Raw genomic sequence first — 24,010 nt, forward strand, 5'->3', positions numbered from 1 at the left:
TAGAAGCCATTCGGGCCCTTTCGCGGGCACGCCCGCTCCCACAGGAACACCACAACCTTTGAAACCTGTGCTGTACCTGTGGGAGCGGGCATGCCCGCGAAGGCCCAAACCCCTACCCCACTGAATAAACACAGAGGAACGGCCATGGTCCTGCGTTCGGAAATCCTGGTGAACAAAAACGTCATGCCAACTGCGGAACAGGCCCTGCCTGGCCGCGACACGCCAATGAGCCTGCCCGAGTTCCACTACGTCTTCAAAGACACCCCGCTGCTCGGCCCGTTCTTCGAAGGCGCCATCGACTTCGCCATCTTCGGCCTGGGTTGCTTCTGGGGCGCGGAGCGCCGCTTCTGGCAGCGAGAAGGTGTGGTCAGCACCGTGGTCGGCTACGCCGGCGGCTTCACCCCGCACCCTACCTACGAAGAAGTCTGCTCGGGCCTGACTGGCCACACCGAAGTGGTGCTGGTGGTGTTCGACAAGGACAAGGTCAGCTACCGCGAACTGCTGGCAATGTTCTGGGAGCTGCACAACCCGACCCAAGGCATGCGCCAAGGCAACGACATCGGCACCCAGTACCGCTCGGCCATCTACTGCACCAGCCCGGAACAGCTGGAACAGGCCAAGGCCAGCCGCGACGCCTTCCAGGCCGAGCTGAGCAAGGCCGGCTTCGGTGAGATCACCACCGAAATCGACCAGGCACCGACCGTCTATTTCGCCGAGGCCTACCACCAGCAGTACCTGGCCAAGAACCCGGACGGCTACTGCGGCATCGGCGGCACCGGCGTGTGCCTGCCACCCAGCCTGCAAGGTAACTGAAGCATGAGCACGATGACCCTGTTCCACTCGCCGTTGTCGCCTTTCGTGCGCAAGGTCATGGTGGTGTTGCACGAGACCGGCCAGCTTGAGCGGGTGCAGCTGCAGCCGGTGAACATCAGCCCGGTGAGCGGCGACCCGCAGCTCAACCAGGACAACCCGATCGGCAAGATCCCGGCCCTGCGCCTGGAAGACGGCACCGTGCTGCACGACAGCCGGGTGATCTGCGAGTACCTCGACCTGCAGCACGTTGGCCTGCCGCTGCTGCCGCGTGAAGGTTCGGCGCGCTGGCGGCGCATGACCTTGGTATCACAGGCCGATGCGATCATGGATGCGGCGGTGTCGAGCCGGTATGAGAGCTTCCTGCGGCCAGAAGACAAGCGCTGGGATGGCTGGCTGCAAGCGCAGGGTGACAAGATCCGCCGTAGCCTGGCCAACCTGGAGCAGGAGCACTTGCCGGAGCTGATCTCCGGCTTCGACCTGGCGGCGATTGGTGTGGCCTGTGCGCTGGGCTATCTGGATTTGCGTCAGCCCGGGTTTGGCTGGCGTGAGCGCCAGCCTGGGTTGGCGGCGTGGTATGCCGAGGTGGTCAAGCGGCCATCGATGGTCGCTACAGCGCCAGTGGCCTGAGGGCCCCTTCGCGGGTAAACCCGTTCCTACAAGGTTTTCCACAGTGTGCGCTATCTGTGGTGGGCTTGTGGGAGCGGGCGTGCCCGCGAAGGCCTCACCTCGGTATCACAGGAAACAACAGCCCGATCCTGAGCGCCAACCAGCGCCCGATCTCTCTATCCTCCCTCATGCCGCCCTCCCCACACGCGCCCAGTCCAGCCGCCGGGTCAGCACCATGAACACCCCAAGCAAGCCGAAACACAACAGCGACCCCATCAGCAGCGCATAGTCTTCGGCACTCAGCAGCCCGAAGAGCAGCGCGTACAACGCCGCCAAACCCGCTGCAAAACCCACCCCTCGCACCAGGCTGCGCAACACATGGCTCAGGTAGAAGCCGATCAGCATCACACAGGCTGAAGCCGACAGCCCATACGCCAGACCAAAGCCAATGTGCTCGGACAACGACAGCAGCAGCAGATAGAAGAACGCCAGCGCCACGCCCACCAGGATGTACTGCACGGGGTGCACGCTCAGGTTCTTCATTACCTCGAACAGGAAGAAGCCGGCAAAGGTCAGGGCAATGAACAACAACGCGTATTTGATTGCCCGCTCGCTTTTCAGGTACTGGTCCACCGGGTCTATAAAACTCACGCCAAAGCTGCGCTCACTGAAATCCGTACACTGCCCGGCGTTAGCGCACTGGCGGATGGCATCCTCAAGGTTGGTGGCAAAGAACGAGGTTTGCCAATGGGCACTGAAGCCTTGAGCATCGATTTCGCGGCGGTTGGGCAAGTAGTTGCCGACGAAGCTCGGGTGCGGCCAGTTGGCGCGCATGTCCACGCTGCTGGTACGGCCCACGGGGACCACGTGCAACTGGCCGGTACCTTGCAGCGCCAGGTCAAAGCCATAACTGAACGCTCGCGCCTGTAGCCCGTCCAGCCCCGGCAGGCTGGCGTGCACGCCGCCGCGCATCCAGTCGAGCTGGGTGCCGGGCTCGAACGGCACTTTTTGATCGTCCATGCTCAGCTCCAAAGCACTTTCGATACCGCGGATATCACTGATGCCCACCACCAGGAACGGCGTGTCGAAGCGGTAGTCGTCAAAGTCCTTGTCGATGCCCCAATGCGCCGGGAGCTTGAAGCGGCCGCTGATACGGCCTTTGGTGTGAAACAACCGCGCCTGGTAGATGCCTCGGGCGCGCAGTTCGGTGTCCACACCCAGGTCGGCGTCGAAGGTTTCCGGCAGGAAGTACAGGTGGCCGGCGATGGTGCTGGTTTCCTGGGTACGCTCACCGTCCTTTTCGATCCAGCGGCGCTGGTACTTGCGGTACGGCACCACCAGCAGCGGGCCGCTGAGTTGCTGGTCAAAGCTGGTGCTCTGGGCAATATCGCGCAACACGCCGTCTCGCATGGCCTGGCGTTCGTCGATCAGGCCGTTGATCAGCAGTAGCGGGATGAGCAGCAGCAACATCAGCATGGCGATCATGCCGAGTTTGAAACCGAGGGTCTTGTTCATGTGGCCTCCTGTGGCAGTGGGCGCAGTGTCTGCGCCTTGCATGGAGGCTTTGTGGAGCGCGTGTGTGATTTACGTGTATTTGGGGCTGCTGTGCAGCCCCGGCTGTCTCAGCTGATGCGCCGCACCGGCAGCCACAACCGCACCCGCACCCCGCCATCGACGTTGTCCACCGCCAAGGCTCCGCCATGCAGCTGCATCACCTCGGCCACGAAGTTCAGCCCCAGCCCGGTACTCTTGCGCCCGCTCCCGGGCCGCGGCAGCGAGTAGAACCGCTCGCTGACCCGCCCGATGGCGTAGGCCGGTATCGCTTGCCCCTGGTTGAACAAACTCAACGCCACCCGCTCCCCATCGCGCTCCAGGTCGAACAGCAGCGTGCCACCTTCCGGAGTGAAGTCCAGTGCGTTGTCGAGCAGATTGGCCAACGCCTGGCGCATCAGAAAAGGATCGCAGAGCAAGCGCAAAGTGGCAGGCACCCGCTGACGTACCTGCAAACGGGCGCCTTCGATACGCGCTGCATGGGCCAGCAGCAACTCATCGACCAACGCCGCCAGCGCCACCTGCTGCTCGTCCTCCAGCGCCTGCATCTGCTCGACCCTGGCCAGATTGAGCAGCCGCTCGATCATCTGCTGCAAACGCTCGCTCTCGCGCTCGATATTGCCGGCAAAGCGTGCCCGCTGATCAGCGGGCATATCCTCGCCCTGCAACAGCTCGGAAGCACCACGGATGGCCGCCAGCGGGCTTTTCAGCTCGTGAGTCAGGGTGTGCACGTAGCGCTCGACATAGGCCTTGCCTTCCAGCTGGGTGCGCATGCGCTCCACTGCCTGTGCCAGGTTCGCCAGCTCGCCGCCCTTGTAATGCGGAAGCTCCGCACGTTCCCCTTCGCTGACCGCCTGCGCATAACCTGCCAACTTGCGCAGCGAGCGCGCAAGCCACCACGACAGAGCCGCGCCGATCAGCAAGCCCAGGCCGATCAGCCCTAGCCCCAGGGTGAGCAGGCGCCGCTCGGAGCGGTCGATGTAGGGTTGCAATGAGCTATTGGGCTTGGCGACGGTGACAACCCCGATGATCTTGCCGTTGTCGATGATCGGCGCGCCAACGTGCATCACCGAGGTGCTTTCGTCGTTGGGGTCGCTGCGGGTGGAGCGGGCGCCATACTGGCCACGCAGGGTCAGCAGCACGTCATTCCACTGCGAGTAATCCTTGCCCAGGGCCTCGCCACTGGAGTCCAGCAACACGATGCCCTTGGCGTCAGTGACGTAGATGCGGTGGCTGACCTGGTTCTTGGCCAGCCCCCAGATCTGTGCGCCCGGGCTGCGCGAGCCGTAGGCCTCGAGCACCTCGGGCAGGCGGCCCTGGTTCAGGGTGCCGGCCTTGACGTCATCCCGCAGGATTTCTGCCAGCAGGTTGGCAGTGTCTACCAAGGTTTCTTCGGAGGATTGGCGCACCACCGGGCGAATCTGTTCGCGTACGGTATTGAGCAAGAAGTAACCGGCCAAGCCGACGAACAGGAAGTACACCAGAAAGATGCGAATGCCCAACCGCATCAGGCGTGCTCCGGGCTATAGCTGTAACCGAGGCCGCGATGGGTCTGGATCGGCTCGGCATCACCCGCTACCTGGCGCAGCTTGGCGCGCAGGCTCTTGATATGGCTGTCGATGGTGCGCTCATAGCCCACGTCGGAGGCCACGCCCAAAGCGTCGAGCAGCTGTTCGCGGCTGAACACCCGCTGCGGTTGTTCGAGCAGGCATTGCAGCAAGCGGAACTCATGCCGGGTCAGCGTGAGCGGCTGGCTGCGGTAGGTGATCTGCATGCGCAAGGTGTCGAGGTGGAACAAGGTGGTTTCGCCGACAACCTCGGCCCTCGGGGCCATGCGTTTGAGGATCGCCCGAACGCGCGCTGCCACTTCACGAGGGCTGAATGGTTTTACCACGTAGTCGTCGGCACCGATTTCCAGGCCCACGACGCGGTCGATTTCACCGTCCCGGGCGCTGAGAAACATCACCGGCACCTCGGTGAACCGGCGCAGCTGGCGACAGGTTTCGAAGCCACTGATGTCGGGCAGGCCGATGTCGAGGATGACCAGGTCGGCCGGGCGCTGGCGCTGCTGGTCGAGGGCGGCACTGCCCAGGGTTACCCACTCAGTGCTGTGACCGTCGGCCTGCAGGGCGTAGACCAGGGTGTCGGCGATGGCGGCTTCGTCTTCGACGATGAGGATATGGGGCATGGCGTCCGGCCTTGCGGTTTTGAAGGTTGGCACATTTCAGTGTAGGAGCGGGCTTGCCCGCGAACACCGGCGAAGCCGGTGCCTGACACCCCATTATGTGTGTTCGCGGGCAAGCCCGCGCCTACATTGTATGGCGCACGCTTCAGATCAGCAGCCTGGCTTGCCAGCAGTGAACTTCTTCGCCGGGTTGACCGCCGCCTTGAACTCGCGCAGCGCCTTGGAACCCACCAGCAGCGGGTAGTTGAAGTTGCTGCGGTCCACCAGATTCACCTCGACGGTGCGCTTCACATCCCCCAGGCACAACTCCAGGTCGACCACCGGGCGCTTGGAGATCTCTGGCGCATCCCCTTCGTCCTCTTCATCGGCACGGCCCTTGATCTTGCTGATGCGCGAGACCTTGTGCTCGTACACCTTGCCGTCCGATTCCTTGGTCGCCAGGCGGAAGCGCACCCACTCGTCGCCATCGCGGGTGAACAGCTCGATATCCTTGGCCGACAACGACGCGGTAAAGGCACCGGTGTCCATCTTGGCTTTCAGGGTTTCGCCCAGCTCGGGCAGGGCGATGTTCTCGTAACGGCCGTAGATAGTGGGTTCTGCGGCCATCACCGGCAGCGCCAACAGCGACAACATGGCTAAAAGAGATTTCACAAGCAGGCTTCCTTGAGAGGGTCAGTGCTTAGACTGCACTGGGCAGATAGGTTCGCTGTCACAAGCCTAACCAACATAATGTGAAACATTTGTCCCCGCCGTCAGGCATTGGACATTTGGCGTAGGCCACCGCCCTGCTTATCATTGCCAACCGTTTATCTCCCACAACAAGAGTCTCTTTATGCGTCGCCTGCTGACCGGCATTCTCACTACCACCCTGCTGCTGCTCAACACCGTGGTGTTGATCTGCCCGCTGCTGGTCTTCGCCCTGCTCAAGCTGGTGCTGCCAGGCCGTGGGCGTGACTATGCCTCGTGGGCAGTGATGTGGGTGGCCGAAACCTGGTCGGAAATCGACAAAGCCATCTTCGCCCTGTGCATCCCTACCCAGTGGGACATCCGCGGTGTGGAAAACCTGCGCAAGGACACCTCGTACCTGGCCGTGAGCAACCACCAGACCTGGGTCGACATCCCGGCGCTGATCGAAAGCCTCAACCGCCGGACACCGTTCTTCAAGTTCTTCCTGAAAAAGGAGCTGATCTGGGTGCCGTTGCTGGGCCTGGCCTGGTGGGGGCTGGACTACCCGTTCATGAAGCGCTACAGCAAGGCGTTTCTGGAAAAGCACCCGGAGCTCAAGGGCAAGGACCTGGAAATCACCAAGGCGGCCTGCGAGCTGTTCAAGCGCCAGCCAGTGACCGTGGTCAATTACCTGGAGGGCACGCGGTTTACTGAAGCCAAGCGCCAGGAGCAGCAGTCGCCGTATCGCTACCTGCTCAAGCCCAAGGCGGGTGGTGTGGCGTTTGTGCTCGCGGCATTGGGTGAGCAGTTGGATGCCCTGCTGGATGTGACCATCGTGTACCCCGGCAACAAAGCACCGGGGTTCTGGGACTTGCTCAATGGCAGCATCAGCCGGGTGATTATCGACATTCAGGTGCGGGAGCTGGACCCGGCGTTGTGGGCGGGGGATTACGAGAATGATCCCGAGTTTCGGCAGACGGTGCAGGCTTGGGTGAACCAGCTGTGGGTGGCGAAGGACCAGCGGATCGAGCAGCTGCGGCAGGAAATGAGCTGATAATTTTCAAGTGTCTGCCCGGGCCTCTTCGCGGGCACCCTGCGAAGAGGCCCGGGCAGACTGCGCAAGAATCCTCACCCGACCTTCAGACCGAGGGCTGAGCCAATGGCGCCGGTGTGGTCCACAAACTCCCCAGATTCTGCAACAACGCCCCGGCAATCCCCTGCTGCCCCAGGTACTGCAGCAGCAGCGGCGCAAACTGCCCGATCATCCCGGTATCCATGCCTAGCGCCTTGAACGCATTGTCCAGGTCGCTACGGTTTTCCACGTTGTTGCCCAGTGCGTTGCTCAACGCCGACTGGCTCTCGCTGCTCTTGCCCAGCAAATCACCCAACCCACTTAACCCGCCCAGCGCATTTGCACCGGCCAGCAGGTCCAGCCCTGGCACCGCCTTGGTCAGTTGCCCATAGTCATCGCTGCTAAGGTTGTTGCGTGCCAGCCCCAGCATGGCTCCTGCTCCGCCTACCGCCTGTTCAGGGGTAATGTTCAACTGGCTGCCCAAGGTGTTGAGCAAATTGGCCTGCGCTTCGGGTGCCTGTACCTGGCCTTGTTGTTGCTGGTTCTGCATGGCGGACACGGCGTTGGCGGCGTCGCTGAGGTTGAAGGCGAACACCGGGCTTGCGGCCAGGGTCATCAGGGTTGCCAGGGTGATTGCTTTCATCGGGAGGGACCTCGTTGGCCGGGATGGCCTGGGAAACGAGGGGTTTGACTGATGCTTTGAGGGTTTGTTCCAAGCCGGTTATCAGCCCTTGGACAATCTACATGCCGCCCAAGTGCATGCGGAATGTGCGGTTACCACCTGATAAAATTGCTAGTTGCCACCATTTGGACGTAAGCGCAGAGTAGAGTTAAATCACTCGATTCCAAGGCGGCTTATCATGAGTTCCGTTCCACTTTCGGATTCACAGAACCATGCGAGATCAACTCACCCCACTACAGAATTTGCACCTCACAAAACCCTTCATTTCTACCAAAATGATCATCTGGCATCAGAATTAGCTGGCTCAGGTAATCGACATATTTTCTCGGCAATCGGTAAAGCACTGGCTCAATTTGAGCAAGCAAATGGCACGAAAATATTGCAAGTCGACGACGCCAATTCGATAATAGGTGTTTTAACAGGTGCAAATACAGGGTTCTTGGCATATCCACCTTATGGTTACCTGACTGCTAGCAAGATGCTTGCATTAATTGGATTCAACGGTCAGTGGCAGGATCCAGCTTCGCTAACTTACCTGTTGGGTAATGGGCATCGGCCTTTTCACACTAGTATTGGGCGTTTCGGTATCGCAGACACCCGAAGCCCATTCGACAAAGGGGGTTTGAACTCATACGCCTATTGTGCGGGTGACCCTATAAACCGCGATGACTCGACGGGTAGTGTGTTCCAGTGGATTAGAAAAATATTCAATAGATCCCGAAAACCCAGCACTAACGACACCATTATCAAACTGGCCCAGCAGACAAAAATCGCAGCTGACATTGGACTAAAAGTTGAAAGCCCACCACCAACTTACCAGCAGGCATGGGCGCAAGAAAGCTGGCCAGGAGCACAATCCCCGAGATACACAAGAATCCCTCAAGAGGGACAAACCACTAGAAACATAAATCTAGGCGTAGAACTGACACCTATTGAAACCGGCGTTGCCCGCTCAAGACTTCACAAAATTGAAATTCTACAAGACTCTTTTAAAAAACTTGAGCCTATAGCAAATAACCCAGAGCGAAAGCGAATGAGAGACCTCAGGCGCCTTCAAAGGGAGGAGCTCATTATTTTACATCGCCTCAATTTAGCAACTCGACAAAATACCGGATTACATCCTTGAGGTTGCAACTGGTCCACAACAGCTATGAAGAAGCCCCTCTGTTCGAGGGGCTTTTGTTAAGCGTCAGTTGTTACGCCGCACCCCACATCTTATGCGGGTCAATCACAAACTTCTTAGGCACACCCGCATCAAACTCGCCATACCCTTCCGGCGCCTGATCCAGGTTGATCACCTGCACACCCACCACTTCAGCAATGTTGATGCGATCCCACATGATCGCCTGCATCAGCTGGCGGTTGTACTTCATGGTCGGGGTCTGGCCGGTGTGGAAGCTGTGCGATTTCGCCCAGCCCAGGCCGAAGCGGATGCTCAGCGCGCCGATCTTGGCAGCGGCATCCACCGCGCCTGGGTCTTCGGTTACGTACAGGCCCGGGATACCGATGTTGCCGGCCACGCGGGTCACTTGCATCAGCGAGTTCAGCACGGTGGCCGGGGCCTCGTGCTTGGCACCTTCGTGGCCATGGCCACGGGCCTCGAAGCCGACGGCGTCGACAGCGCAGTCCACTTCCGGCTCGCCGAGGATGTCGACGATCTGCTCGTGCAGCGGGGTGTCCTTGGACAGGTCGACCACTTCGAAGCCCTGCGACTTGGCATGGGCCAGGCGAGCCGGGTTGAGGTCACCGACGATTACGCAGGCGGCGCCCAGCAGGCGCGCCGAGGCAGCGGCGGCCAGGCCGACCGGGCCAGCACCGGCAACGTAGACCGTGCTGCCTGGGCCTACGCCTGCCGTTACGGCACCGTGATAGCCGGTGGGCAGGATGTCGGACAGGCAAGTCAGGTCACGGATCTTTTCCATGGCCTTGTCGCGCTCAGGCAGCTTCAGCAGGTTGAAGTCGGCGTAAGGCACCAGCACGTATTCGGCCTGGCCACCGGTCCAGTCGCCCATGTCGACGTAGCCGTAGGCACCGCCGGCGCGCGCCGGGTTGACGGTGAGGCAGACACCGGTGTGCATCTCTTTGCAGGAGCGGCAGCGGCCGCAGGCGACGTTGAACGGGACCGATACCAGGTCGCCGATCTGCATGCGCTCGACATCGCGACCCTTCTCGACGATTTCACCGGTGATTTCGTGGCCCAGGACCAGGCCGACCTGGGCAGTGGTGCGGCCACGGACCATGTGCTGGTCAGAACCGCAGATGTTGGTGGAGACCACCTTCAGGATGACGCCGTGTTCGATTTTCTTGCCGCGCGGGTCCTGCATTTTCGGGTAGTCGATCTTCTGTACTTCGACCTTGCCAGCGCCGAGATACACCACTCCACGATTGCCAGACATGCTCTTACCTCGCTTGATTTTTATTTATGCAGCGGTGGTTGAACGCGCCGCCATCCGTGGGCGGCATGTGTTTCTGGAATGAGGGAATTGTGGGCCGGATGGGGAGATCTGCGCTGACTGGGAGCGACAGAGAGATGCCTTTTAGCGGCAGGAGTGTCGTTGGGGAGTTTGGGCAAACAGAGAGCGGCGGCCTGTGCGGGCCTCTTCGCGGCTAAAGCCGATCCTACGGGGACCGCACCAACCCGAGGGCTGTGCAGTACCAGTAGGCGCGGCTTTAGCCGCGAAGAGGCCGGCACCGGTTATTACAGAACGACAGTCCGGTTGGCGTTCAGGAACACCCGCCGCTCGATGTGATAACCCACCGCCCGCGCCAATGTCAGGCATTCGATATCCCGCCCTTTGGCAATCAGGTCTTCGGGATAGTGACTGTGATCCACCACCTCGACACCCTGGGCAATGATCGGCCCTTCATCCAGGTCGTTGTTGATGTAGTGCGCTGTGGCACCGACCATTTTCACGCCCTTGTTGTAGGCCTGGTGATAAGGCTTGGCGCCTTTGAAGCCCGGCAACAGCGAGTGGTGAATATTGATCGCCCAACCATCCAGACGGCGGCAAAGCTCGGGCGACAGTACCTGCATATAGCGGGCAAGAATAACCAGCTCAGCACCGGTCTCCTCGATCACCTGCAGCACCTTGCGCTCTTGCCCGGGCTTGTCCTTGGGGTCGAGTGCGAAGTGGTAATAAGGAATCTTGTGCCAATGCGCCAAGGGTTCGAGGTCCGGGTGGTTCGACACCACGGCCACCACATCCATACCCAGTTGGCCAATGCGCTGGCGATACAGCAGGTCATTCAGGCAATGGTCAGCCTTGGACACCATGATCACCACCTTGGGGCGGTGGTTGGGTGCGGTCAGCTCGAAAGCCATACCGAACGCTTCGCTGCGCTCTGCGAGGCCGGCCCGGAAGCCCGCCTCGTCAAAATCGTCCGGCTGACGGAACTCGACGCGAATGAAGAAGCGTCCCGACTGCCGGTCATCGAAGGAGTGATGCTCCGTCACGTAGCAGCGCTGCTCGAAGAGGTAACGCGTCACCACGTCGACGGTGCCGAGCATGCTCGGGCAGTCGGCGGTGAGAATCCAGGTATCCGGTGCCCGACTCATGTTCTTGCTCCTTAGGCTTCGATGCTCAGGCCGTATTCGGCAGAAGCGTCCTGCAGCCACAGCCACCAGTAATCGGCGAAGCTGCGGCGAATTACCAGCTCCCAGGTGTCTTCTGCAGTGCGGCGGATCACCAGTTGCGACTTGGCGAACACGGTGCCCACGGCCTTGCCCACCGGGAAGTTGTTCGGGTGAACATCATAGCTGGTGGACTTCATCAGCACGTCGCGCACGTTCGGGCCGCGCAGTTCCAGCAGGCTTTGCCCGCCACTGACATTGACGACCTGAATGTGCTGGCCTTCAAGGGCCGCGCGCAGCTTTTGCTCCGCTGCCAGCTCCTGGCCGCCGGGTACGATCAGCAGCCACTCATCTGGGCCGACCCATTGCAGCGACATGTCCTTGTTGGCGACCACGGTCAGCGCCACGGGCAGCTCCAGGCCAAGGGCCTTGTGCACGCCAGCGGCGAATTCCGGGTTGTGGCCATCACCACGCAGGGTGAGGTGACCGAGGAACTTGCGTTCACGCAGGGTCACGCCTGCGTTCTTGCGGCCTTTGCCTACCAGGCTGGCCAAGTCGGCATGGTGCAGTGGCGACTGGGCTTTGGCCTCGGCGCCGGGGTTTTGCTGGAAGACGTTGATAGCGCTCATTTCTTACCTGCCTTGAATTCTGGATTCGACCACGATGCCTGCGGGAGACGGCCATCCTGTGGGAGCGGGCATGCCCGCGAATGCGATGTTGAATTCACCGCCCTCTTCGCGGGCACGCCCGCTCCCACAGAGACCTCATTCCACGCATGGCACCGGTTGGACCGGGGGCCTTAGACGTTCTGCCGCTCACCCTTCGGATCGAAGAACACCGAAGACACGATCTCCGCCTCGATCACGCTGCCATCTGCCTGCGGCGAGTAGACACGCTCGCCCATGCGTTTGAGGCCGCCTTTGACCACTCCCATGGCGAACGAGTAGCCCAGGGAGTTGGACGCGTAGCTGGAGGTGACGTGGCCGACCATGTCCATCGGGATCGGCTGTTTCGGGTCGAACACCAATTGGGCGCCTTCCGGCAGCCACTTGGTCGGGTCGACCGGCTTCAGGCCCACCAGCTGCTTGCGGTTCTCACGTACGCAGTCTTCGCGGTTCATGCCACGCAGGCCGATCCACGAGAACGGCTTGTTGCGGCCAACGCACCAGCTCATGTTCAGGTCGTCCGGGTTCATCGAACCATCGGTGTCCTGGCCCACGATGATGAAGCCCTTCTCTGCACGCAGTACGTGCATGGTCTCGGTGCCGTACGGGGTCAGGTTGTACTTCTTGCCGGCCTCGATGATCTGTTCCAGCACGCCCATGGCGTAGTTGGCCTGCACGTTCACTTCGTACGACAGCTCGCCGGTGAACGAAATACGGAACACGCGGGCCGGCACGCCACCGACGTTGCCTTCCTTCCAGGTCATGAACGGGAAGGCTTCCTTGTCCATGTCGATGTCGGTCAGCTCGCTCAGCAGCTTGCGGCTGTTAGGGCCGGACAGGGTCATGGTGGCCCAGTGGTCAGTGACCGAAGTGAAGTACACCTTCAGCTCTGGCCATTCGGTCTGGTGATACAGCTCCATCCACTGCAGCACGCGGGCAGCGCCGCCGGTGGTGGTGGTCATGATGAAGTGGTTGTCGCCGACGCAGGCGGTTACGCCGTCGTCGAAGACCATGCCGTCTTCCTTGCACATCAGGCCGTAGCGGGCCTTGCCCACGTCGAGCTTGGTCCAGGCGTTGGTGTAGATGCGGTTGAGGAATTCGCGCGCGTCCGGGCCCTGGATGTCGATCTTGCCCAGGGTCGAGGCGTCCAGCAGGCCCACGCTGTCGCGCACGGCCTTGCATTCACGCGTGACGGCAGCATGGATGTCTTCGCCGGCTTTCGGGAAGTACCACGGGCGCTTCCACTGGCCGACGTCTTCGAACTCGGCGCCGTTCTTCACGTGCCAGGCATGCAGGGCAGTGAAGCGCACAGGCTCGAACAGGTGACCACAGTGACGGCCCGCTACCGCGCCGAACGTCACCGGCGTGTAGTTGGGGCGGAACATGGTGGTGCCCATTTCCGGGATGGTGATGCCGATCGAACGGGCGGCGATGGCCAGGCCGTTGATGTTGCCCAGTTTGCCCTGGTCGGTACCGAAGCCCAGCGCGGTGTAGCGCTTGACGTGCTCGACCGACTCGAAGCCTTCACGGGTGGCCAGCTCGATGCCGGCCGCGGTCACGTCGTTCTGCTGGTCGACGAACTGCTTCGGCCCCTTGGTGCCTTTGTCGTGCGGCACCAGGAACAGTGCCACGGTGGCCTCTTCCTTGCGCGCCACGGTTTTTGGCAGGGTGCCGACAGTGGCCTTGAAACCGGCCTCAGTGGCTGCGCGGACGCCGCCTTCGAAGCCATCGGCAATCACATCGCCCAAGGCATACACGCCGTTGATACCACCGACGCACTCACGCTTCTGCGGCGCATCGCCCGGCACGAAGCCAAGGATATCGTCACGCCATACCGGGCGACCGCCCAGGTGCGAAGCCAGGTGCACGATCGGGCTGTAACCGCCCGAGGACGCGATCAGGTCGCACTCGAGGACTTCGCCTGGGCTGGTGACTTTGTGTGCCTGCACATCGATCGCCGCCACACGGGCGCCGGTGACGTGCTTGCTGCCTTTGGCCTCGACCACGGCGCTGGAGGTGAGGATGCGTATGCCTTTGGCACGCGCTTCTTCAACCAGCGAGCCACGTGGGTTGTGGCGGGCGTCGGCGATGGCGACCACTTGCAGGCCTGCGTCGTGCCAGTCCAGCGCGGCGCGGTAAGCGTGGTCGTTGTTGGTCGACAGTACCAACTTGCGACCCGGCGCCACGCCATAGCGGCGAACATAGGTGGAAACAGCACCGGCCAGCATGTTGCCCGGCACGTCGTTGTTGCCGTACACCAGCGGGCGCTCGTGGGCGCCGGCAGCCAGTACCACGCGCTTGGCGCGGACGCGGTGCACGCGGTGGCGAACCTGGCCGATCGGGGCGCGGTCGCCGAGGTGGTCGGTGAGGCGCTCGTGAATGGTCAGGAAGTTATGGTCGTGGTAGCCGTTGACCGTGGCACGTGGCAGCAGGGTCACTTCCGGCAGGCCTTCCAGCTCTTTGACCACGGCGTTGACCCACTCGGCAGCAGGCTTGCCGTCGAGGGTTTCGCGGGTGTCGAGCAGGCTGCCGCCGAACTCTTCCTGCTCGTCAGCCAGGATCACGCGGGCACCGCTGCGCGCAGCGGCCAGTGCAGCAGCCAGGCCAGCAGGGCCGGCGCCGACGATCAGCACGTCGCAGTGCCGGTTCATGTAGTCGTAGCTGTCAGGATCGTTCTGCAGCGGTGCACGGCCCAGGCCGGCGGCTTTACGGATGTACTTCTCGTAAGTCATCCAGAACGATTTGGGGTACATGAAGGTTTTGTAGTAGAAGCCCGGCGGCATCATGCTGCCGCCTACCTTGCCGAGGATGCCCATGACGTCGTTGTTGACGTTCGGCCAGCCGTTGGTGCTGGTGGCGACAAGGCCCGCGTACAGTGCCTGCTGGGTGGCGCGCACGTTGGGGATCTGGGTAGCTTCGCTGGAGCCGATCTGCAGGATGGCGTTCGGCTCTTCGGTACCGGCGGCGATGATGCCGCGCGGGCGCGAGTACTTGAAGCTACGGCCGACAATGTCGACGCCGTTGGCCAGCAACGCGGCGGCCAGGCTGTCACCGGCATAACCCTGGTAGGTCTTGCCGTTGAAGGTGAAGTTCAGGACCTTGCTGCGGTCGATACGGCCGCCGCTGGCGAGGCGATAGGTCTGGCTCATACTTTTTCCCCTTGGCCTTTGACGGTCGACGTGGCGCTGGCGGCTTTGCCATTGGCGGTCACTTGCGGCTTCTCGCCAATCTTGTAGGTTTCCAGAATTTCGTAGGTCACGGTGTCACGGGTGACGTTGAAGTACTGGCGGCAGCCGGCAACGTGGTCCCACAGTTCATGGTGAATACCGCGTGGGTTGTCACGGTAGAACATGTAGGTACCCCACTCCTCGTCGGAGCAGGCGTTAGGGTCCAGCGGGCGGGCGATGTGTGCCTGGCCAGAGGCGTGGAACTCTTCTTCGGAGCGCAGCTCGCCGCAGTGGGGACAGAAAATATGCAACATGACGGTGTCTCCGGTTAGTGGGCGACGGCGGCGGCGCCGTGTTCGTCGATCAGTGCGCCGTTGTAGAAACGGTCCATGGAGAACGGCGCGGCCAGTGGGTGCATTTCGCCCTTGGCCAGGCTCGCGGCGAAGACGTTGCCCGAACCGGGGGTCGCCTTGAAGCCGCCAGTACCCCAACCGCAGTTGAAGAACATGTTCTTGACCGGGGTTTTGGTGATGATCGGGCAGGCGTCCGGCGAGGTGTCTACGATGCCGCCCCACTGGCGGTTCATGCGAACACGCGACAGGTTGGGGAACATCTCGACGATGGCCTGCAGGGTGTGCTCGATCACCGGGTACGAACCGCGCTGGCCGTAGCCGACCCAGCCGTCGATACCGGCACCGATCACCAGGTCGCCCTTGTCGGACTGGCTGATGTAGCCGTGTACGGCGTTGGACATGATCACGCTGTCGATGATCGGCTTGATCGGCTCGGATACCAGCGCTTGGAGCGGGTGCGATTCCAGCGGCAGGCGGAAGCCGGCCAGCTTGGCCATGTGCCCGGAGTTACCGGCGGTGACCACGCCGACGCGCTTGGCGCCGATGAAGCCTTTGTTGGTTTCAACACCGATGACCGCGCCGTTTTCCTTGCGGAAGCCGATCACTTCGGTTTGCTGGATCAGGTCGACGCCCAGGGCGTCGGCAGCGCGGGCGAAGCCCCAGGCCACGGCATCGTGACGGGCAACGCCGCCACGGCGCTGTACGGTGGCGCCGAGGATCGGGTAGCGGGTGTTCTTCGAGCAGTCCAGGTACGGGATTTCGGCCGCAACCTGGGCGGTGTTCAGCAGCTCGCCATCCACGCCGTTGAGGCGGTTGGCGCTGACCCGACGCTCGGAGTCACGCATGTCCTGCAGGGTGTGGCACAGGTTGTAAACGCCACGCTGGGAGAACATCACGTTGTAGTTCAGGTCCTGGGACAGGCCCTCCCACAGCTTCATGGCGTGCTCGTACAGGTGCGCCGACTCGTCCCACAGGTAGTTGGAACGCACGATGGTGGTGTTACGGGCGGTGTTGCCGCCGCCCAGGTAGCCCTTCTCGATTACGGCAACGTTGGTGATGCCGTGCTCTTTGGCCAGGTAGTAGGCCGTGGCCAGGCCATGACCGCCACCGCCGACAATGACCACGTCGTAAACCTTTTTAGGGGTTGGCGTGCGCCACATGCGCTGCCAGTTTTCGTGGTGGCTGAGGGAGTGCTTGAAAAGGCCGAAGCCCGAGTAACGTTGCATGGTGTGTGACTCCACTCAGCGGTAGACAGGGAAATCTGCGCACAGGGCCGCGACGTTCTTCGCCACATCGGCTTCGACGTCTGCGTCACCGAGGTTGTCGAGGATGTCGCAAATCCAGCCAGCCAGGGCCACGCACTGAGCGACCTTGAAGCCGCGGGTGGTGACGGCCGGGGTGCCGATACGCAGGCCCGACGTGACGAACGGCGACTGCGGGTCGTTCGGCACGGCGTTCTTGTTGACGGTGATATGCGCACGACCCAGGGCGGCGTCGGCGTCTTTGCCAGTCAGGCCCTGACGGATCAGGCTGACCAGGAACAGGTGGTTGTCGGTGCCACCGGAAACCACATCGTAGCCACGGTCGATGAACACCTGGGCCATGGCCTGGGCGTTTTCGATCACTTGCTGCTGGTAGGCCTTGAATCCAGGCTCCAGCGCTTCCTTGAAGCACACCGCCTTGGCAGCGATCACGTGCATCAGCGGGCCACCCTGGGCACCCGGGAATACAGCGGCGTTCAGCTTTTTCTCGATCTCTTCGTTCGACTTGGCCAGGATCAGGCCGCCACGCGGACCGCGCAGGGTCTTGTGGGTGGTGGTGGTGACCACATCGGCGAACGGGATCGGGTTCGGGTACAGGCCAGCGGCAACCAGGCCGGCAACGTGGGCCATATCGACGAACAGCAGTGCGCCCACTTTGTCGGCGATGGCGCGGAAGCGTGGGAAGTCGAGGGTCTTGGAGTAGGCCGAGAAACCGGCAACGATCATTTTCGGCTTGTGCTCGACCGCCAGGCGCTCGACTTCGTCGTAATCGATCAGGCCGGTGTTGGTGTCGATGCCGTACTGAACAGCGTTGTACAGCTTGCCCGAGGACGACACTTTGGCGCCGTGGGTCAGGTGGCCACCGTGGGCCAGGCTCATGCCCAGAATGGTGTCACCGGCTTGCAGCAGGGCCAGGTAGACCGCGCCGTTGGCCGACGAGCCGGAGTGCGGCTGGACGTTTGCGTAATCGGCACCGAACAGCTGCTTGGCGCGCTCGATGGCCAGGGCTTCTACCTTGTCTACGTGCTCGCAGCCACCGTAGTAACGCTTGCCCGGGTAGCCTTCGGCGTACTTGTTGGTCAGGCCGCTGCCTTGGGCCTGCATGACGCGCTTGCTGGTGTAGTTCTCCGAGGCGATCAGCTCGATGTGATCTTCCTGGCGCTGTTCTTCGGCATTCATCGCCGCCAGCAGTGCATCGTCGTAACCCTGGATCTGGTCTTGCTTGCTGAACATTGTGTATCTCCCGGCAGCGATCGTTTTTTGTCGTGGGGCACTGTGGCCCTTTGTGGCGATGTTATGACTGGCGGGGTCGGGTCAGATGCCTGCGCACGCCTTGCAATGGCGCGTTTACGACATTCTCTTTGTGCCACCCATGCGGGCCCCTTCGCGGGCGCGCCCGCTCCCACAGTGATTGGCGTTTGCAGGACCATTGTGGGAGCGGGCGTGCCCGCGAATAGGCCGGCACAGTCATGAACAGAAATCGCTGCACGGGTTGTATAGGCAAGTGCTGAATCGATGGTTTAGAGTGCTGATCTGCGTCGTTCACAGGACCGTGCCATGACAGACAAGAGCCAACAATTCGCCAGCGACAACTATTCCGGCATCTGCCCCGAAGCCTGGGCGGCGATGGAAAAAGCCAACCGCGGCCACGACCGCGCCTACGGCGACGACCAGTGGACCGAGCGTGCATCGGAGTACTTCCGCAAGCTGTTCGAAACCGACTGCGAAGTGTTCTTCGCTTTCAACGGCACCGCTGCCAACTCCCTGGCCCTGGCGTCGCTGTGCCAGAGCTATCACAGCGTGATCTGCTCCGAGACCGCCCACGTCGAAACCGACGAATGCGGTGCGCCGGAGTTTTTCTCCAACGGATCCAAGCTGCTGACAGCGGCCAGCGTCAACGGCAAGCTGACGCCACAGTCTATTCGTGAAGTGGCGCTCAAACGCCAGGATATCCACTACCCCAAGCCGCGCGTGGTGACCATTACCCAGGCCACCGAAGTCGGCACGGTGTACCGCCCCGACGAGCTGAAGGCGATCAGCGCCACCTGCAAGGAGCTGGGCCTGAACCTGCACATGGACGGCGCACGCTTTACCAACGCCTGTGCTTTCCTGGGCTGCAGCCCGGCCGAACTGACCTGGAAGGCCGGTGTGGATGTGCTGTGCTTTGGCGGCACCAAGAACGGTATGGCGGTGGGCGAGGCAATTCTGTTCTTCAACCGCCAGCTGGCCGAAGACTTCGATTATCGCTGCAAGCAGGCCGGGCAACTGGCGTCGAAAATGCGCTTCTTGTCGGCGCCATGGGTCGGGCTGCTGGAAGATGGCGCCTGGTTACGCCATGGCAACCACGCCAATCATTGCGCGCAGCTGCTGGCATCGTTGGTCAGTGACCTGCCGGGCGTAGAGCTGATGTTCCCGGTGGAGGCCAACGGGGTGTTCCTGCAGATGCCGGAGCACGCCATCGAGGCGCTGCGGGGCAAGGGCTGGCGCTTCTATACCTTTATCGGCAGCGGTGGCGCGCGCTTCATGTGCTCGTGGGATACCGAAGAAGCGCGGGTGCGTGAGCTGGCGGCGGATATCCGCGCGATCATTGCTGGCTGAGAGATTGCCGGGAGGGCTTTGCCCTCTATCGCGACACAAGGCCGCTCCCACAGGGGTTATGCATTCGCCTGCAGGTGATGCAATCCTCTGTGGGAGCGGCCTTGTGTCGCGAAAGGGCCGCAAGGCGGCCCCGGCAATCTAAAGCCTGAACCCACCCATCTGGCGCGCCAGGTCATCGGCCAGACCACGCAATGCCTGGCATTCTTCCCGACACCCCTGCACCTCCGCCGCCGTCTCACGCGCCAAATCGGAAATCCCCTGCACCGTCCGGTTGATTTCCTCGGTCACCGCCGACTGCTCCTCGGTAGCCGTGGCCACCTGGTGGTTCATGTCACTGATGTGCTCTACCTGGTCGGTAATCGCGCTCAGCGATGCCCCGGTGCGCTGGCTCGATTCCACGCCACTGCCGGTCGCCTGCTGCCCTGCCTGCATTGAACTCACCGCCGAACCTGCACCCAGCTTCAGGCGCTGGATCATCTGCTGCACTTCGTCGGTGGACAGCTGTGTGCGCCGGGCCAGCGTACGTACTTCATCGGCCACCACAGCGAACCCGCGCCCCATCTCCCCTGCCCGCGCGGCCTCGATGGCAGCGTTCAACGCGAGCAGGTTGGTCTGCTCTGAAATGCTGCGGATTACCGCGAGCACTTCATCGACCGAGGCGACTTCGTCGGCCAGCTGGCTGACCGCATCGGCCGCCTTGCCGATGTCGCCCGACATGCCCTCGATGCCACGAATGGATCGTTGCACCACCTCGCGGGCCTGCAACGCCTCGTCTCGTGCCGACTGCGACGCCTGGGCCGCATCGCCGGCATTGCGGGCGATGTCCTGCACGGTCAGGCCCATCTCGTGTACAGCAGTGGCGACCATCTCGGTCATCTCCTGCTGGCGCCCGGAGCGCTCAGCGGTATTGTCCACCACCTGGGTTACCTGCTCCACGGCCCGCCGCAGCCGCTCGGAGGTACTTAACACCTCGCCGATCAGGCTGCGCTGGCTGTCCAGGAAGCGGTTGAAACCACGGGCCAGGTCACCCAGCTCATCCTGACGCGAATCGTCCAGCCGATGGCTTAGATCACCCGCTCCCCCGCCAATCTGAACCAATGCGGCGGTAACGCGGCGGATCGGCCGCACCAGGCCACGCGCCAGCAGTACCACCAACAGCAGCGACACCAACGCGACGGCGCCACCGATCAGGCTGGTCAGCCAGACGGCCTGATGCATTTGCGCGTAAATTTCCGACTCTGGCACTTCGGCCACAAGGGTCCAGTTGAGGTCGCGCAGCGGCAGGCCCAGCGCCAGGTAGCGCTCACCGTCACGGCTGAAGCGGCTGCTACGCAGGCTCTCGCCTCCGGTCATGACGCCTTTGGCTGAGTCCGCGCCAAGCTGTTCGGCAAGCTGGCGCTTGCCACTGAAGGCAGCATCGGGATGCACCTGGATCAGGCCATCGTTGCGCACCAGGAACACCTTGCCGTGCTCGCCAAAGCTGAAGTCGTGGATCAGCTTCGATAATTCGGTCATGCGCAAGCCCATGCCGGCCACACCCACCAGCTTGCCTTCCTTTTCCACGCGATAGTCGATGAACAGAGCCAGTTCGCCGGTGGCACCATCGATGTCGATGTTGATGAAACGCTCGGCGCCGCTGTCGATGTAACCGTAAAACCACTTGTCCTTGGGGTTGCTGCGGCTGAGGGTGCGGTCCAGGCCGTTCTCGTTGTAGTAGTGGCCGGTTTCAGTCGAGGCGAACAGCGTAGTAAAGGCGTGGTTGCGCTGTTTGGCGGCGGTCAGGTATTCGATGAACTGGGGCGCCTGCGCAGGATCTTCACCGGCAGCAAGCCAGTCGCGCAGCAGGGTGTTACCGGCAATGTCCGCGGCAGCGACCAACGGTTGGCCCAGCATGCGCTCGATGTCGTTGCGGATGGCTTCGATGCTGGCTGGCAGGGCAGTGTCGACCAGGTAACGGTCGGTGAGGCGGTTGAGCGCCACGGTAAAGATAATGACCACCACCAGGATGCTCGCCAGCAAGGCAGCACCCATGCTGGTGATCAATTGCAACTGGATGCTCTTACGCCAGATACGCATGCCCTACTCCCCGCACATTATTGTTTTGCGGGAAGTGTATACACTTGCGTATCCAGTTAATCCAGTGATCTGAAGCAATCAGATGCACCCTGTAGGCGGGTTTACCCGCGAATGCGGTGTGAAGCCACTGACGCTTTCGCGGGTGAACCCGCTCCTACGGGGGACGGTGTAAGGCCTTATTGCTCAGCGATGTCTATCTGCGCTTGAGTTCGCGCAAGGGTCTGCTGATGCCTGTAGGAGCGGGTTTACCCGCGAATGCGGTGTTGAAGCCACTGACGCATTCGCGGGTGAACCCGCTCCTACAGGGGAAGGTGTGCGGTCTTATTGCTCTGCAATGGTCCGCACGATGGCATCCACCGTGGCGTCGATCTGCGCTTGAGTTCGCGCAAGGGTCTGCTGATGCTCTTTCTGCAGTTCGACCTGTTTGGAGCACAGGTTAAGGGCAGCCAGCACCAGCAGTTTGTCACCGATCAAGGTCGGGTACTGACGCTTGGTCTCGTTAAGGGCTTTGTTGAGCATCCGTACCGCCTGGGCCAGGGTTTCTTCCTGGCCTTCGGGCGCCTTGATCGAATAGTCGATGCCGAGAATCGACACGACATTGATCGGCTGCTCTTGCAGTCTCATGCGCCAACAACGCCCGCGCTGGCGCGCTCGACCAGGGCCTGGATGCGTGCTGCGGTAGCGCCGTTCTTCTCTTCCTGTTCCATCAGCGACAGCTGCAGGGTTTCGTTCTCTTCCTTGGCCTGGGCCAGTTCCTGGCCAAGGGCGGTGTTCTGCTCGATGAGTTGAGCGTTTTTCTGCATCAGGTCGCTGACCAGTTGCTCGATTTGATTCAGGGAAGCTTCCAGCATGGGTCTATCTCAGGTTGTTGCGAGGGGCGCACACGATAAAGAAAAGTGCGGCCCATCGCCATTAAATATCGGATTCATAAGGTGTCTGACCCGCAGATTGACAGGGTAATCGACCCCTTGTTCCGACCTGGATCAACCGCCGGTCAGGAAAAGGTTCGCGGTTGCACAATTTTCCCCGGCCCCATTCAAGACTAACCAGTCACGACCGATAGCCCGGCAAGTCATGTTTTGTCGCTCTTTCCCCACTTGCCTGGATCCTGCTCTCCATGTCCCTACGCAACATGAATATCGCCCCGCGCGCGCTTCTCGGCTTCGCGCTCATCGGCCTGCTGATGCTCGGCCTTGGTATCTTCTCCCTGGTACAAATGGGCAACATCCGCCAGGCGGGCGTTGCCATCGAGCAAGTCAGCGTGCCCAGCATCAAGATCCTCGACGAACTCACCGCGCTGAACCTGCGCATGCGCACGCTTTCCTACCGCCTGCTGCTCAACCGCGAGCCGGCAACCCAACGCGATACCCTCGATCTGCTGGACCAGCGCAACAGCCAGATCGACCGCGCACGCCAGGCCTACCTGCCAATGATCGTCGCCGCCGACGAACAGGCAGCATTCGACCAGTACGGTCAGTTGCTCAACCAGTATCGCCAGCTGGAATCGCGCATGCGCACACTGAGCCAGGCCGATCGCCTGGATGAATTGCGTGACCTGCTCAACCGCGACCTGCTGGCCAACTCCGAGCAGATCAACAAGGTCATGGACACCTTGGTACGCATCAACACTGACCAGACTCGCGCCACCAACGAAAAAGCCGCCAACCAGTATGCCGGCGCTTTCGCCCTGGTGATCGGCCTGCTGGTTGCCGCCACCGTACTGACCTTCGCCTGTGCTTTCCTGCTGACCCGCAGTATCGTCAAGCCGATCGAAGAAGCACTCAAATGCGCCGAGCAAGTCGCCGACGGCGACCTGACCCACGCCATCCGCGCAGAGGGCACCGACGAAGCCGCCCGGCTGTTGCGCGCCATGGCGCGCATGCAGGACAAGCTGCGCGACACCTTGCAGCAGATCGCCGGCTCCGCCACCCAGCTGGCCTCGGCGGCAGAAGAGTTGAATGCCGTCACCGACGAAAGTGCCCGTGGCCTGCAGCAGCAGAACAATGAGATTGAACAGGCCGCCACTGCTGTCACCGAAATGACCAGCGCAGTGGAAGAAGTGGCGCGCAATGCCGTAAGCACATCAGAAGCGTCCAGTGAAGCCAGCCGCTCCACCGGCGATGGTCGTGACCTGGTGATGGAAACCGTGGGTGCGATCGAGCGCATGAGCGGTGATGTGCAGGCCACCGCCAAGCTGATTACTCACCTGGCCGAACAGTCGCGCGACATTGGCAAGGTGTTGGACGTGATCCGTGGCCTGGCCGACCAGACCAACCTGCTGGCGCTCAACGCAGCCATCGAAGCCGCGCGGGCCGGTGAAGCGGGCCGTGGTTTTGCCGTGGTCGCCGATGAAGTGCGCGCGCTAGCTCATCGTACCCAGCAGTCGACCAGTGAAATCGAGCGGATGATCGGCAGCATCCAGGGGGGTACCGAAGAAGCGGTTGAGTCGATGCGCACCAGCACCGAACGCGCCGAATCGACGCTGAACATCGCCCGCGGTGCAGGCATGGCGCTGGATACGATTGCCGGGGCGGTAGCGCAGATCAACGAGCGTAACCTGGTGATTGCCAGCGCGGCGGAAGAACAGGCACAGGTGGCGCGGGAAGTGGACCGCAACCTAGTGAACATCAATGACCTGTCGGTGCAGAGCGCTACCGGTGCCCATCAGACCAGTGCGGCGAGTGCAGAGCTGTCGCGGTTGGCGGTGGACCTTAATAGTTTGGTGGCGCGGTTCCGCACCTGA

Annotated in this window: 21 protein-coding genes and 2 pseudogenes; 7 read left to right on the forward strand and 16 right to left on the reverse strand. The window is 61.8% G+C overall.

Going from position 1 to position 24,010, the window contains the following annotated elements; translation table 11 throughout:
• Nucleotides 1-144 precede the first annotated feature (144 nt).
• Nucleotides 145-813, forward strand: coding sequence for a peptide-methionine (S)-S-oxide reductase MsrA (msrA, locus tag I8746_RS12515; RefSeq protein ID WP_010951691.1), 669 nt, complete (start codon nucleotides 145-147; stop codon nucleotides 811-813).
• A gap of 3 nt (nucleotides 814-816) precedes the next feature.
• The gene (locus I8746_RS12520) at nucleotides 817-1,440 is read left to right on the forward strand and encodes a glutathione S-transferase (RefSeq protein WP_003255655.1); all 624 of its coding nucleotides are present in this window, start codon (nucleotides 817-819) and stop codon (nucleotides 1,438-1,440) included.
• A 165-nt stretch (nucleotides 1,441-1,605) separates the two neighbouring features.
• Here I8746_RS12520 and creD read toward each other — a convergent pair whose 3' ends face one another.
• From creD to I8746_RS12540, 4 genes are all read right to left on the reverse strand, one after another.
• Nucleotides 1,606-2,934: a cell envelope integrity protein CreD gene (gene creD, locus I8746_RS12525; protein WP_011953262.1), complete on the reverse strand. Its 1,329-nt coding sequence runs from the start codon at nucleotides 2,932-2,934 to the stop codon at nucleotides 1,606-1,608.
• 107 nt (nucleotides 2,935-3,041) lie between these two features.
• The gene (gene creC / locus I8746_RS12530) at nucleotides 3,042-4,478 is read right to left on the reverse strand and encodes a two-component system sensor histidine kinase CreC (protein ID WP_003255662.1); all 1,437 of its coding nucleotides are present in this window, start codon (nucleotides 4,476-4,478) and stop codon (nucleotides 3,042-3,044) included.
• Nucleotides 4,478-5,158: a two-component system response regulator CreB gene (gene creB, locus I8746_RS12535; RefSeq protein WP_011953261.1), complete on the reverse strand. Its 681-nt coding sequence runs from the start codon at nucleotides 5,156-5,158 to the stop codon at nucleotides 4,478-4,480. The genes creC and creB overlap by 1 nt, the downstream gene beginning before the upstream one ends.
• 147 nt (nucleotides 5,159-5,305) lie before the next feature.
• Complete coding sequence (locus I8746_RS12540; protein WP_014860930.1) at nucleotides 5,306-5,806, reverse strand: ATP-dependent zinc protease; 501 nt, start codon at nucleotides 5,804-5,806, stop codon at nucleotides 5,306-5,308.
• A 181-nt stretch (nucleotides 5,807-5,987) separates the two neighbouring features.
• Here I8746_RS12540 and I8746_RS12545 point away from each other — a divergent pair, with 181 nt between their 5' ends.
• Nucleotides 5,988-6,875 carry an acyltransferase gene (locus I8746_RS12545; protein WP_004576362.1) on the forward strand — a complete coding sequence of 296 codons (888 nt, stop codon included), beginning with the start codon at nucleotides 5,988-5,990 and terminating at the stop codon, nucleotides 6,873-6,875.
• An 85-nt stretch (nucleotides 6,876-6,960) separates the two neighbouring features.
• On the opposite strand, the gene I8746_RS12550 is transcribed toward I8746_RS12545, so the two are convergent.
• Entirely contained in the window at nucleotides 6,961-7,536 is a 576-nt protein-coding gene (locus I8746_RS12550) for a DUF2780 domain-containing protein (protein WP_014755089.1), read from the reverse strand.
• A 217-nt stretch (nucleotides 7,537-7,753) separates the two neighbouring features.
• Here I8746_RS12550 and I8746_RS12555 point away from each other — a divergent pair, with 217 nt between their 5' ends.
• Nucleotides 7,754-8,701 (forward strand): RHS repeat-associated core domain-containing protein, encoded by a 948-nt coding sequence (locus I8746_RS12555; RefSeq protein ID WP_221100731.1) that lies wholly within the window; start codon nucleotides 7,754-7,756, stop codon nucleotides 8,699-8,701.
• Between the two features lie 70 nt (nucleotides 8,702-8,771).
• Here the strand turns inward: I8746_RS12555 and fdhA are convergent, their stop codons facing one another.
• From fdhA to I8746_RS12590, 7 genes are all read right to left on the reverse strand, one after another.
• Nucleotides 8,772-9,971 (reverse strand): formaldehyde dehydrogenase, glutathione-independent, encoded by a 1,200-nt coding sequence (gene fdhA, locus I8746_RS12560; RefSeq protein ID WP_003255673.1) that lies wholly within the window; start codon nucleotides 9,969-9,971, stop codon nucleotides 8,772-8,774.
• 302 nt (nucleotides 9,972-10,273) lie between these two features.
• Complete coding sequence (purU, locus tag I8746_RS12565) at nucleotides 10,274-11,131, reverse strand: formyltetrahydrofolate deformylase (RefSeq protein ID WP_003255675.1); 858 nt, start codon at nucleotides 11,129-11,131, stop codon at nucleotides 10,274-10,276.
• Between the two features lie 11 nt (nucleotides 11,132-11,142).
• Nucleotides 11,143-11,775, reverse strand: a complete 633-nt coding sequence (locus I8746_RS12570; RefSeq protein ID WP_003255677.1) for a sarcosine oxidase subunit gamma — start codon at nucleotides 11,773-11,775, stop codon at nucleotides 11,143-11,145.
• A 170-nt stretch (nucleotides 11,776-11,945) separates the two neighbouring features.
• Entirely contained in the window at nucleotides 11,946-14,960 is a 3,015-nt protein-coding gene (locus I8746_RS12575) for a sarcosine oxidase subunit alpha (protein WP_003255678.1), read from the reverse strand.
• Nucleotides 14,957-15,292: a sarcosine oxidase subunit delta gene (locus tag I8746_RS12580; RefSeq protein ID WP_003255679.1), complete on the reverse strand. Its 336-nt coding sequence runs from the start codon at nucleotides 15,290-15,292 to the stop codon at nucleotides 14,957-14,959. The genes I8746_RS12575 and I8746_RS12580 overlap by 4 nt, the downstream gene beginning before the upstream one ends.
• 14 nt (nucleotides 15,293-15,306) lie before the next feature.
• The gene (locus I8746_RS12585) at nucleotides 15,307-16,557 is read right to left on the reverse strand and encodes a sarcosine oxidase subunit beta family protein (RefSeq protein ID WP_003255680.1); all 1,251 of its coding nucleotides are present in this window, start codon (nucleotides 16,555-16,557) and stop codon (nucleotides 15,307-15,309) included.
• A 15-nt stretch (nucleotides 16,558-16,572) separates the two neighbouring features.
• Complete coding sequence (locus I8746_RS12590) at nucleotides 16,573-17,826, reverse strand: serine hydroxymethyltransferase (RefSeq protein WP_003255681.1); 1,254 nt, start codon at nucleotides 17,824-17,826, stop codon at nucleotides 16,573-16,575.
• A gap of 324 nt (nucleotides 17,827-18,150) precedes the next feature.
• On the opposite strand from I8746_RS12590, the gene I8746_RS12595 reads away from it, so the two are divergent.
• Nucleotides 18,151-19,191 (forward strand): low specificity L-threonine aldolase, encoded by a 1,041-nt coding sequence (locus I8746_RS12595; protein ID WP_011953255.1) that lies wholly within the window; start codon nucleotides 18,151-18,153, stop codon nucleotides 19,189-19,191.
• A gap of 138 nt (nucleotides 19,192-19,329) precedes the next feature.
• Here I8746_RS12595 and I8746_RS27565 read toward each other — a convergent pair whose 3' ends face one another.
• From I8746_RS27565 to I8746_RS12610, 4 genes and pseudogenes are all read right to left on the reverse strand, one after another.
• On the reverse strand, nucleotides 19,330-20,067 hold the full coding sequence (locus I8746_RS27565; RefSeq protein WP_370588310.1) for a methyl-accepting chemotaxis protein: 738 nt from the start codon (nucleotides 20,065-20,067) through the stop codon (nucleotides 19,330-19,332).
• 126 nt (nucleotides 20,068-20,193) lie between these two features.
• Nucleotides 20,194-21,267 (reverse strand): annotated as a pseudogene (gene mcpH, locus I8746_RS27570) (methyl-accepting chemotaxis protein McpH); the annotation flags it as partial.
• A 321-nt stretch (nucleotides 21,268-21,588) separates the two neighbouring features.
• The gene (locus I8746_RS12605) at nucleotides 21,589-21,891 is read right to left on the reverse strand and encodes a cell division protein ZapA (protein ID WP_003255684.1); all 303 of its coding nucleotides are present in this window, start codon (nucleotides 21,889-21,891) and stop codon (nucleotides 21,589-21,591) included.
• Complete coding sequence (locus tag I8746_RS12610; protein ID WP_003255686.1) at nucleotides 21,888-22,118, reverse strand: hypothetical protein; 231 nt, start codon at nucleotides 22,116-22,118, stop codon at nucleotides 21,888-21,890. The genes I8746_RS12605 and I8746_RS12610 overlap by 4 nt, the downstream gene beginning before the upstream one ends.
• A 281-nt stretch (nucleotides 22,119-22,399) precedes the next feature.
• Between I8746_RS12610 and I8746_RS27575 the strand changes: the two are divergent.
• Both I8746_RS27575 and I8746_RS27580 read left to right on the forward strand, forming a co-directional pair.
• Nucleotides 22,400-23,155: pseudogene (locus I8746_RS27575) on the forward strand (MCP four helix bundle domain-containing protein); the annotation flags it as partial.
• Nucleotides 23,147-24,010, forward strand: a complete 864-nt coding sequence (locus tag I8746_RS27580; RefSeq protein WP_404940831.1) for a methyl-accepting chemotaxis protein — start codon at nucleotides 23,147-23,149, stop codon at nucleotides 24,008-24,010. The pseudogene I8746_RS27575 and the gene I8746_RS27580, both read left to right, overlap by 9 nt.

The organism is Pseudomonas sp. USTB-Z, from assembly GCF_019691255.1.
GTDB lineage: Bacteria > Pseudomonadota > Gammaproteobacteria > Pseudomonadales > Pseudomonadaceae > Aquipseudomonas > Aquipseudomonas alloputida.

What these genes read in the sequence shown, in the direction of transcription:
- msrA (WP_010951691.1), top strand. Translation starts at nt 145, where the DNA reads ATGGTCCTGCGTTCGGAAATCCTGGTGAACAAAAACGTCATGCCAACT.
- I8746_RS12520 (WP_003255655.1), top strand. Translation starts at nt 817, where the DNA reads ATGAGCACGATGACCCTGTTCCACTCGCCGTTGTCGCCTTTCGTGCGC.
- creD (WP_011953262.1), bottom strand. Translation starts at nt 2,934, where the DNA reads ATGAACAAGACCCTCGGTTTCAAACTCGGCATGATCGCCATGCTGATG.
- creC (WP_003255662.1), bottom strand. Translation starts at nt 4,478, where the DNA reads ATGCGGTTGGGCATTCGCATCTTTCTGGTGTACTTCCTGTTCGTCGGC.
- creB (WP_011953261.1), bottom strand. Translation starts at nt 5,158, where the DNA reads ATGCCCCATATCCTCATCGTCGAAGACGAAGCCGCCATCGCCGACACC.
- I8746_RS12545 (WP_004576362.1), top strand. Translation starts at nt 5,988, where the DNA reads ATGCGTCGCCTGCTGACCGGCATTCTCACTACCACCCTGCTGCTGCTC.
- I8746_RS12550 (WP_014755089.1), bottom strand. Translation starts at nt 7,536, where the DNA reads ATGAAAGCAATCACCCTGGCAACCCTGATGACCCTGGCCGCAAGCCCG.
- I8746_RS12555 (WP_221100731.1), top strand. Translation starts at nt 7,754, where the DNA reads ATGAGTTCCGTTCCACTTTCGGATTCACAGAACCATGCGAGATCAACT.
- fdhA (WP_003255673.1), bottom strand. Translation starts at nt 9,971, where the DNA reads ATGTCTGGCAATCGTGGAGTGGTGTATCTCGGCGCTGGCAAGGTCGAA.
- purU (WP_003255675.1), bottom strand. Translation starts at nt 11,131, where the DNA reads ATGAGTCGGGCACCGGATACCTGGATTCTCACCGCCGACTGCCCGAGC.
- I8746_RS12570 (WP_003255677.1), bottom strand. Translation starts at nt 11,775, where the DNA reads ATGAGCGCTATCAACGTCTTCCAGCAAAACCCCGGCGCCGAGGCCAAA.
- I8746_RS12575 (WP_003255678.1), bottom strand. Translation starts at nt 14,960, where the DNA reads ATGAGCCAGACCTATCGCCTCGCCAGCGGCGGCCGTATCGACCGCAGC.
- I8746_RS12580 (WP_003255679.1), bottom strand. Translation starts at nt 15,292, where the DNA reads ATGTTGCATATTTTCTGTCCCCACTGCGGCGAGCTGCGCTCCGAAGAA.
- I8746_RS12585 (WP_003255680.1), bottom strand. Translation starts at nt 16,557, where the DNA reads ATGCAACGTTACTCGGGCTTCGGCCTTTTCAAGCACTCCCTCAGCCAC.
- I8746_RS12590 (WP_003255681.1), bottom strand. Translation starts at nt 17,826, where the DNA reads ATGTTCAGCAAGCAAGACCAGATCCAGGGTTACGACGATGCACTGCTG.
- I8746_RS12595 (WP_011953255.1), top strand. Translation starts at nt 18,151, where the DNA reads ATGACAGACAAGAGCCAACAATTCGCCAGCGACAACTATTCCGGCATC.
- I8746_RS27565 (WP_370588310.1), bottom strand. Translation starts at nt 20,067, where the DNA reads ATGACCGAGATGGTCGCCACTGCTGTACACGAGATGGGCCTGACCGTG.
- I8746_RS12605 (WP_003255684.1), bottom strand. Translation starts at nt 21,891, where the DNA reads ATGAGACTGCAAGAGCAGCCGATCAATGTCGTGTCGATTCTCGGCATC.
- I8746_RS12610 (WP_003255686.1), bottom strand. Translation starts at nt 22,118, where the DNA reads ATGCTGGAAGCTTCCCTGAATCAAATCGAGCAACTGGTCAGCGACCTG.
- I8746_RS27580 (WP_404940831.1), top strand. Translation starts at nt 23,147, where the DNA reads ATGCAGGACAAGCTGCGCGACACCTTGCAGCAGATCGCCGGCTCCGCC.